The sequence below is a fragment of the Blautia wexlerae genome (genome assembly GCF_013300825.1).
GTDB lineage: Bacteria > Bacillota > Clostridia > Lachnospirales > Lachnospiraceae > Blautia_A > Blautia_A wexlerae_B.
Window position 1 is genome coordinate 94,600 of sequence record NZ_JAAIMY010000010.1, and the last position, 9,534, is coordinate 104,133.

A 9,534-nucleotide genomic window follows, 5' to 3' on the forward strand; every position below is an offset into this window, starting at 1 on the left:
GTCATGCCCTCCTGGTTTTCCAACGTTTTATAACATATTTTATATTTTTATTAAAATAAATACTCACTGCTGCCCGCGCAAAAACAAATCCATAGATCCTGCCCTTTGCCCTGATGTTTCCCTGCAGGTAATTCTCACCCTCAAAACGGGGATTGATCTGTACACAGTTTTTGTGAAACGGGATTGTCATCCCAAGTACAGCAAGTGTTGCACCTGTCAGTGCAGGATCTTCAAAAGAAAAAGTAACCTGTCCTTCTATCTTTGTAGGGAACACATGCTTAAACAGAAATTTTCCATGCTTCCATACAAGCTTCCTGGCAGCTGTCACCCTTGGATGTTCTATAAAAGCCTTCCACCAAGACACCTCCTTCTTAATCTTCCTGAATGTCCTGCGGATATTTCGCAGTTTTGTACGAATCGACTGAAATATATTTCGGATCCGGTCACGGATCCTTTTTATAAAAAACTGCCTCTTCTTCAGAGTATCTTCACTTATATCATCTGTATTCAATCTCTGTTGTCCGAAAATCTGACTGTTTCCAGTTCTCTCTGTATCAGCAGATGTACCTGAAGCTGAATTTCTATCTGTTCTCAGATCCTCAGCCTCTATATTCTCTGATTTCTTATTCTCTTCTTCCCTGTTTACGCCTGTGCCGGATTTCTCCGTTACAGTCCTCTTCTCCTGCCGTTTCTTCAACAACTTGTCTACGGGAATCCCAAACAGATGAAAAGATATCTCCATCTGCTGATCTTTCCATTCTGCCTTCAGCGAAATCCCATGAAACAGCCAGCTTACGATACCCTCTCCCTCTGTCTGTTTCCAGTCACCTTCTGTTTTAACGGCTGAAACCCTGTATCTTACAGGACAGAACAGGACAAGAAGAACTGCCAGCAGAAGAAGTCCCAGCAGAATCCCCAGGATGATCAGTATAAATTTAAGGATCAGCCATAAAATATGTAACATATTCTCACCTGTTTTCTATATATTCAGCTGCTGCAAAGGTTCCTGTTTCCCTGTAAATTTCATCGATCAGACTTCGCACCATCTCCAGGGCTTCCTCTTTGCCCTTTGCCATTCCTATGATCTTCGGACAGATTCCATAAAAACTCCGCTGTATCAGCATTGCTGCCGGAATAATATCCATCAGATTCAGAGGGGTCTCCGACAAAGTAAGGAGATAGATGCCCGGAACCATTTTTCCGCTGTTCAGTTTCTTTTTTATCTTCTCAGGATCCTTCACGGATTCCCCTGTAAGGAAATTCTTCTGCCATTTCAGCATCTTACACCCTCTCCCGTTTCTATAACAATTCAGTTACAGTATTTCCTTTTCTCCGAAATTTAAACCGGGCTGCGTTGCAAAAAACACAGCCCTGTTCTCTCGTTAATAATACTTATGCTGTTTTCCCCAGAGTCCGTTGCTTCTCATCTCCAGATATTCCTGATAAGCACGCTCTACAATCTGCTTCTCATTGGAGAACCTCAGCAGATGATAGATCTCATGAAACTTATAATATCCGGAATCCACAAAAAACTCTTCTCTCTGGGGCTTACTATGATAATTATCCGCAGTCATAAGATACCAGTGTACCTCTTTGGAAACCACGTCCTCCGGAACGGTAAAGTTATATTGGCTCTTTCCGATGTATTTCACAATGGTCGCACGCACTCCGGCCTCTTCCATCACTTCCCGCAATGCTGTCTGTTCATGCGTTTCGCCTGGTTCCACTGTTCCTTTCGGCAATACCCAGCCCTCATAACGGTTCCTGTAAGATTTATACAAAGTAAGAATCTTACCCCGATGAATTACCACACCGCCACAGCTCGTTGCTTCTATCATAATGCAATCCCTCCTGTTTTGCGTGGTATTATAAACTGAGTATAGTATATCTCTTTTTTGCCAAACCCGCAAGCTATAAATGCTATTTATTGCTTATCATAATAATACGCATCAAATATCTGCTCTGCGATGGGCACTGCCGCTTCACTTCCGGTACCACCGTTCTCAACGATAATGGCAACTGCCAGATCCGGATCATCCACGTTGGAATAACCGATAAACCAGGAATGGCTGGAACCATTCTCATCAAATTCCGCTGATCCGGTCTTGCCTGCCACTGTATATCCTCTTCCGTTCAGAGCCGATGCAGTTCCGTTCTCAACAACACCTTTCATAAGCTTTCCAAGGATATTCGCCTCATTTGTTGTCATCAGACGTTTATAACTCTCCGGCTCTGTTGTCTTCACAGTCTCTCCGTCTGAACTTACAACAGAATCAATGAGATAAGGCTTCATCAGCTCCCCGCCATTGGCGATTGCACTGGTGATCAGCGCCATATGCATAGGTGACACCAGCGTATTACCCTGTCCGATAGCAGTCTGCATAACCTCTGCAACAGAAGACTTTCCATTCAATGTAAAGGTACTCTTTTTATAGGAAGGAAGTGGAAGGCTCTTATTAAAAAGAAGATCCTCCGCTGTTTTTTTCAGAGAACTGCCTCCAAGCATGGTTCCGATCTCTGCAAAAGCACTGTTACAGGAATTGGCAAAAGCACTGTAAAAATCTTCCTGTCCATGGACAGTTCCGCCATAGCATCTGATCGTGTGATCCTCTCTGGTAATACTTCCCTCACAGAGATAGGAAAATCCCTCCAGGCTGCCCTTGGTTCTGAAATAATCCAGAGCAGTTACCACCTTAAATGTAGATCCCGGAGGATAGGCCCCGTTTGTAGCCCTGTTCAGCAGGCTGCTGTCATTGGAATCATTGACCAGTGTATCCCAGTTCTGTGAAATGGTATTCGGGTCAAAATCCGGTCTGCTCATCTCCACCAGAACCTTACCTGTAGATGGTTCTATGGCAACAACCGCTCCTCTTCTGTCGCCAAGTGCATTATAGGCAGTTGACTGAAGATCTGCACTTAAAGTAGTGATCACAGAATCACCCGTATTTTTCTGATTCTTAAACTCATTTTTCATCTGATTCAGGAAAAATTCATGAGAAGTCAGAAGCTGGAAATTCGCCTCTGATTCCAGTCCGCTTTTTCCATTAGTGTCATATCCGACTACATGAGCAAATATATTTGCATAGGGATAAGTACGTTCCTCTGTTCCGTCTTCATAAACATTGGTCTGGGCAAGCACCTGCTCATCTGCAGATATGATCTTACCTCTTACAACCCTGTCTGAAAAGGTATCCTGTCTTGTGTTATAGGGACTGTTGATAAAATCATCGCTCTTTGCATAATTAAAATAGATCAGATATCCGATCATACTGACAAAGATCAGCACAAAAAAGCAGGATACCAGTGTATACTCTCTGTTACGGGGTCTTCTCTTTTCAGAAATCTCCCGAACCTTGCGCTTCTGGCGCTTCTTCAACTCTCTGCGCCGTTCCTTTTCTTCGATATCTCTCAATTTCTTCGTCCTCATCTTCTCTCAAAATATACAATCCCTGAATGATCGCCAGCATCAGTACTGTACATGCAACAGAACTTCCACCATAGCTGACCAGAGGAAGAGTTACACCTGTCATAGGGATAAATTTCGTTGCTCCGCCGATTGTCAGAAATACCTGAAATGCATATTCCGTACCAAGCCCAAGCGCGATCAGTTTATAAAACGGTTTCTTGATCTTAAGCGCGATATTTACGATCATCAAAAAGAAACTCATACATACCAGGATCAGGCAGATTGCAAAAATCCCTCCCAGTTCCTCACAAATCGCACTGAATATAAAGTCATTCTTGACAACAGGAATCTTCTCAGGAGAACCCTGACATAACCCCATTCCAAACCATCCGCCGGTTCCGATGGCAAACAGAGACTGGACGATCTGATATCCTTCATTCTGATACACTGCCATAGGATCCTTCCATGCCGTCACTCTCTGACGCACATGTCCAAACAGATGATACGCAACAACTGCTCCGGCAGATCCGCCCCCAAGGCCAAGTGCCAGATAGCCCACATTTCTGGACGCCACATAGATCATCACAAGATATGCTGCAAAGAAGATCACCGCACTTCCAAGGTCTCTGGAAAGTACAAGAATCCCCACATGCATTCCCGCAACCACCGTAGCCTGGACCACTTTGGAAAAATCAGCACCTTTTCTCAGCAATGCCGCCATAAAGAACACAAATGTAATCTTTATCGCCTCTGAGGGCTGGATTCCCATCAGGGAAAGCTTCGCTCCATAGCTTGTCTTCGCAAGTACAAAGACCGCCGCCAGCAAAATGATTCCGATTCCCGCATAAATCCATGTCAGATCCTTGAGAAATTTCATCTTTCTGATCAGGACAGGTACGATCAGTGCCACCACATTCACGCCTGCCACGATCATCAGCTGTCTGGTAGCTGTGGAAACATCCAGTCTGCACAGCATAATAAATCCCACACTGAGAAGCATGCACATATTGTTGAGCAGTAAAATAGATGCTTTCTTATAAAAAATCCTGTACAAAATCTGGATAACCGCAAAAAATGCCATCATTTCGACATAAAACAACACAACCTGAAACTTACCCGTCTTCAGGTAGATGACCAGAAACGCAGTGAAATCCATAAAAAAGATAAGCATCAGCTGCTGGCGCAGCGATTCGTTTCTCTCCTCCTCACTCTGCTGTTTCACCAGATAGAAACAGTGAAAGGTATAAATCACCATCAGGGTAAGGATCACATACTTGGATAATTCTACAATTACATTAATCATATGCCTTACTCGGCTCCTCTTTTAAAATGTCCCTTTGTATATTCCCGTTTTGGAGGATTCTTCCCATCACAATAAACAGCTCTGAACTCTTCATATATCTTCACCGCATCCTGAGGCTTCTCAATGGTAAATGCAAGTCTCAGGGAGGAGACACCAAGTTTGTCTATCTGTGATTTCTCCTTCAACAGGCCGTAAGGGATACTGTTGTAAATGATATTATAGCAGGGTATACAGAAATCTGTATTCTCAGTTTTCCACGGGTTACATATGCATTTCGCCGTAAATTCTTTATCGTAACGGTCTTTTAAAGTTACCCTTTCTTCTTTATGATTACATCCATAAAGATTTTTATGCACACACTGGGCAGATATCATAAGCGGCAGATATCCGTAGATCAGCATCTCGCTATCCCGGTTATCTCTGTGGCGGATTTCCCCTTCGTTCAGCTCAAGCGGTACTGTATTTCTGAGGACTTTCTGATCTTTCCAGAAATCAATGGCTTCATCATTCCATGTATACATACTGTGATCCAGAACACATTTCTCCGCCAGACCTGCCTTTCGCAGAACTGCAAAGGTTTCCAGATTCCTTACCAGCAATCCTGTCATCCCTTTGTCCATCCACTCCCTGATCTTAGCAAGAAGCTCCCGGGGCATCTCACCTCTCATAATATGTGGAAGAGACAGATACATCTCCATTCCTCTGCTTACGCACTCATCCAGGCAGACCTCCATGGCATCAGCGTTCAGATACATTCCCTGTATTCCCTCTCTTTTATATAACGCCAGTGCAGTGGATTTTTCTTCACAGGAAATATAAATCGGAAGATTTTTCTGTTTTGGCGAATCCGCTTTTCTTCCGGCATCCTCAAGGAAGCCGTTCTCTCCATTATTTTCTTCTCTCTTATATGGTTTAAGCAATTCATTTTCCAGAGATTCCAACGCCTCTCTTCTCGCCTCATTCAGCATCTTCATCGGGATAAAAATATTCTCATCCATCTGGATATCCAGATTTTCCCACTCGTACTCTGTATTTCCAAGCTTCTCCATCTGTGAACGGATACGCTCCTCTGTCAGCGGCTGATTCTGCGCGTACTGCACCTCACCCACAGATGCAGACCCATGTATTCCTCTGCATGACACATCCAGTATAGCAGGACTTCCAGGAAAAAGAATGAAAGTTCCCTGAATTTTTTCTTTCTTTTTTCTTAATACAGGACTGACATCCCCTGTTTTCTTCTCATTACTGAATGCCATCATGGACGGACCATTCTGCATCTGATAATAACCGGTACAGGAACCTCCCCTGTTAAACAGATCCAGCAGGTACTGCTTATCCTTCTCTGCCACCCTGTAATTCTCAGCTCCCTTCTCAAAAAGAAGATCCAGATACTTCCGATATACAGAAGTTACCCCTGCTGTATATCCCGGCTGCTTCATCCTGCCCTCTATCTTAAGAGAAGTGACACCAGCCTCCAGAATCTGCGGGAGAATCTCTATCGTAGAAATATCCTTCAGACTCAGAGGACATAGTTCTTGCGCTTTCCGATTCTCCGTATTTATATTCCTTCCGCTTCGTTTCGCAGAATTTCTGCCATTTTCCCCGCAACAAAGTGCCGTCTGGTAAGACAGACGGCAGGGCTGTGCACATCTTCCTCTGTTACCGCTTCTTCCACCCAGGATACTGCTCATCAGGCACTGTCCCGAATAACTGTAGCATAAAGCTCCATGGATAAATGATTCAATCTCGATAGGACTTGTCTCATGCATCCTCCGGATTTCCTCAAGGGAAAGCTCTCTGGCAGTCACTACTCTGGAAGCACCCTGCTCTTCCAGAAACTTCATCCCCTCCGGACCTGTCACAGTCATCTGTGTGCTGGCATGAAGATGCATACCCGGAAACATCTCCCTGATCATCTTAAACACACCCATATCCTGAACGATCACTGCATCCAGACCTTCCTTATAATATGGAAGCAGATAATCATACAACTGTTCAGACAGTTCCCTGTTCTTCAACAGCGTATTCACTGTCAGATAAAGCTTCCTGCCATGGATATGAGCAGTATCAATGGCACGCAGGAGTTCCTCCTCTCCGAAATTCTTCGCATAAGCTCGTGCACCAAAGGCTGCTCCACCTACATAAACCGCATCTGCACCCGCACCGATCGCTGCTTCAAATCCCTCATAGGAACCGGCAGGTGCCAGAAGTTCAATCTCTTCTCTTCTCAATTCTATACCTCACGTTTTCTATAACAGTCATCTTAAATGCATTATTTACGAGGATTGCCATAATATTCAAATCGAACGCATGTGAAACAAAACATAAAGGGGAAATCACCGAAGCAATCCCCCCTCTGTTATTTCAGCAGCTCATCAATCTGCTTTTCCAGTTCCTTATTCTTTCCCTCCAGAAGACTCTTCTGCTCTAGGGCTTCCTGTTCATGCTTCTGGGCTTCCTCAATCTGCATACGAAGCGAGATCAGCTCATGCTTCAGATCATACATCTCCTGATCCTTCTGCTGTAAATCCTGTTCAAAAACCTCCGCCTGTTTCTTTGCCTTAAAATAGTCATCTGTAATATTCAGGCTGAGAAGTGTATGCTTGGTCTCCATGGGCTGTCTGCTGTAACCCGGCATAGCACTTAACTCATCCATCTTTTTATTTATATAGGATGCTACTTTCTGAAAATATTCTTCCGATTCATAGCCTCCCAGCGTAATAATCTTACCACCTATGATTACCTTTGCTGTATTTTTGACCGCCATCCGTACGAGCCTCCTGTATCTTTCCTTCAATCTGCCCGGAACCCCGGACATTTACTTCATTATACTCGAAAGCAGTCGAAATGTATAGGAATTTTTAAAAAACTTTTACTTTTTTATATTTTTATGTCCTTAACTTCAGTTTTTCTCAGGCATCTGATAACCCAGATGTTCATACGCAAGCGCCGATGCCATACGTCCTCTCGGCGTACGGTTCAGGAATCCATTCTGCAGCAGATAAGGCTCATACACATCCTCCAGCGTACCGGAATCCTCCCCTATCGCCGCAGCCAGAGTCTCCAGTCCCACAGGACCACCCTGAAAATTCACGATCATAGTCTGAAGAATCCTTCTGTCAATCTTATCCAGACCATACTGATCCACTTCCAGAAGATTCAGCGCAAAACACGCCACATCATAAGTAATCCGTCCATCATACTTCACCTGCGCAAAATCACGAACCCTCTTCAGCAGACGGTTGGCAAGCCTCGGAGTTCCCCTGGATCTCTTGGCAATCTCAGCCGCACCCTTCTCATCAATCTCCACTCCAAGAACCTGAGCAGAACGGATAATGATCGTCTTCAGCTCCTCATGAGTATAAAACTCCAGATGATGCATCACACCAAAACGGTCACGAAGAGGTGCAGACAGAAGTCCTGCCCTGGTAGTCGCCCCCACCAGCGTAAACTTCGGCAGATCCAGACGTATGGACCTGGCAGAAGCCCCCTTCCCGATCATAATATCAATAGCATAATCCTCCATAGCAGGATAAAGGACCTCCTCCACCTGCCTGTTCAGACGGTGGATTTCATCCACAAACAGAATATCCCCCTCCTGCAGATTATTAAGGATCGCAGCCATCTCCCCCGGCTTCTCAATAGCCGGCCCGGAAGTCACCTTCATATGAACCCCCATCTCATTGGCAATAATCCCCGAAAGAGTAGTCTTACCAAGCCCCGGAGGACCATAAAACAAAACATGATCCAACGCATCATGTCTCTGCTTCGCGGCCTCTATATAAACCTTCAAAGTACTCTTGGTCTTCTCCTGACCAATATAATCATCCAACGTCTGCGGCCGGAGATTCCCCTCCAGAGAAAAATCCTCCTCCGTCACATCCGTAGTTATAATACGTTTCTCCATCTGTTACCCATCCTAACCTATAACGATTCTATAATAATACAGGCAATCCAATCTACCAGAGCGTAAAGTCCTGCTATAGTTAAAAATTCTTCAGCGCAGCCTTCAAAAGTCCTTCCACATCATCCGGTGCCACATCCGTAACCTTACGCACAGCGCGAAGCGCATCCGCACTGCTGTATCCCAACGCAACCAGAGCCTCCACAGCTTCCTGCCTGCCATCCGAAACCTCACCGGCTCCCACTGCTGCCCTCTCCTGCTCATGAGCCAGCTTCAATTCAAACGCATCCTCCAGCTTCATCTTATCCTTCAGCTCAAGAATCAGCTTCTGAGCCGTCTTCTTCCCGATACCCGGAGCCTTCGACAACGTCTTCACATCATCCGAGAGAATTGCAAACCTCAATTCATCCGCCGTAATCCCCGCCAGAACCCCCAGCGCAGCCTTCGGTCCCACACCATTCACACCAAGAAGCAGCTTAAACATCTGCAGATCATCCTTAGCCCTGAACCCATACAGCTTCATGGCATCCTCTCTCACACTAAAATAAGTATGGACCTTCACATCCTCCCCCATACGAATCTCAGACAAATCCGCCCCCGTCATATATATCTCATAACCAATCCCCCCGGTCTCAACAACCACCGAGCTCTCAGTCATATCCACAGCCATTCCATGAACAAACGCAATCATGATACATCCTCCGTCCCACAGCAATCCTCTCCAACATCACCTCTGAGCAGATCACCACAAAATTCATCACTTCCGATTCATCATACCACATCCCACCCCATAACGCAAACATATATTCGCGTACACGTTCGCGCACCTTGCGAAACAGTTACTGTTCACTCCGTTCACAGTAACTTAGCCAAAATTCATTCCAGATTGCCTGCGGCAATGGAATTTTGGCTTGTATGTCT

The 9,534-nt window shown here is 45.0% G+C and carries 9 protein-coding genes; all 9 read right to left on the minus strand.

The window, feature by feature from the left end; genetic code table 11:
* Position 1 precedes the first annotated feature (1 nt).
* Positions 2–964 (minus strand): DUF2953 domain-containing protein, encoded by a 963-nt coding sequence (locus G4417_RS07295; RefSeq protein ID WP_173683158.1) that lies wholly within the window; start codon positions 962–964, stop codon positions 2–4.
* A gap of 4 nt (positions 965–968) precedes the next feature.
* Positions 969–1,280: a hypothetical protein gene (locus G4417_RS07300; protein WP_173683159.1), complete on the minus strand. Its 312-nt coding sequence runs from the start codon at positions 1,278–1,280 to the stop codon at positions 969–971.
* A 102-nt stretch (positions 1,281–1,382) separates the two neighbouring features.
* The gene (locus tag G4417_RS07305) at positions 1,383–1,838 is read right to left on the minus strand and encodes an NUDIX hydrolase (RefSeq protein WP_055060056.1); all 456 of its coding nucleotides are present in this window, start codon (positions 1,836–1,838) and stop codon (positions 1,383–1,385) included.
* 86 nt (positions 1,839–1,924) lie between these two features.
* Positions 1,925–3,427: a peptidoglycan D,D-transpeptidase FtsI family protein gene (locus G4417_RS07310; protein ID WP_173683160.1), complete on the minus strand. Its 1,503-nt coding sequence runs from the start codon at positions 3,425–3,427 to the stop codon at positions 1,925–1,927.
* Positions 3,336–4,709: an FtsW/RodA/SpoVE family cell cycle protein gene (locus G4417_RS07315; RefSeq protein ID WP_173683161.1), complete on the minus strand. Its 1,374-nt coding sequence runs from the start codon at positions 4,707–4,709 to the stop codon at positions 3,336–3,338. Before G4417_RS07315 ends, G4417_RS07310 begins: the two co-directional genes overlap by 92 nt.
* A 5-nt stretch (positions 4,710–4,714) precedes the next feature.
* Positions 4,715–6,940 carry a U32 family peptidase gene (locus G4417_RS07320; RefSeq protein WP_173683162.1) on the minus strand — a complete coding sequence of 742 codons (2,226 nt, stop codon included), beginning with the start codon at positions 6,938–6,940 and terminating at the stop codon, positions 4,715–4,717.
* A 128-nt stretch (positions 6,941–7,068) separates the two neighbouring features.
* Positions 7,069–7,476, minus strand: a complete 408-nt coding sequence (gene zapA, locus G4417_RS07325; protein WP_173683163.1) for a cell division protein ZapA — start codon at positions 7,474–7,476, stop codon at positions 7,069–7,071.
* Positions 7,477–7,611: 135 nt separating this feature from the next.
* The gene (gene ruvB / locus G4417_RS07330; protein ID WP_008704331.1) at positions 7,612–8,616 is read right to left on the minus strand and encodes a Holliday junction branch migration DNA helicase RuvB; all 1,005 of its coding nucleotides are present in this window, start codon (positions 8,614–8,616) and stop codon (positions 7,612–7,614) included.
* Between the two features lie 79 nt (positions 8,617–8,695).
* Positions 8,696–9,304 (minus strand): Holliday junction branch migration protein RuvA, encoded by a 609-nt coding sequence (gene ruvA / locus G4417_RS07335; protein ID WP_173683164.1) that lies wholly within the window; start codon positions 9,302–9,304, stop codon positions 8,696–8,698.
* Positions 9,305–9,534: the final 230 nt, after the last annotated feature.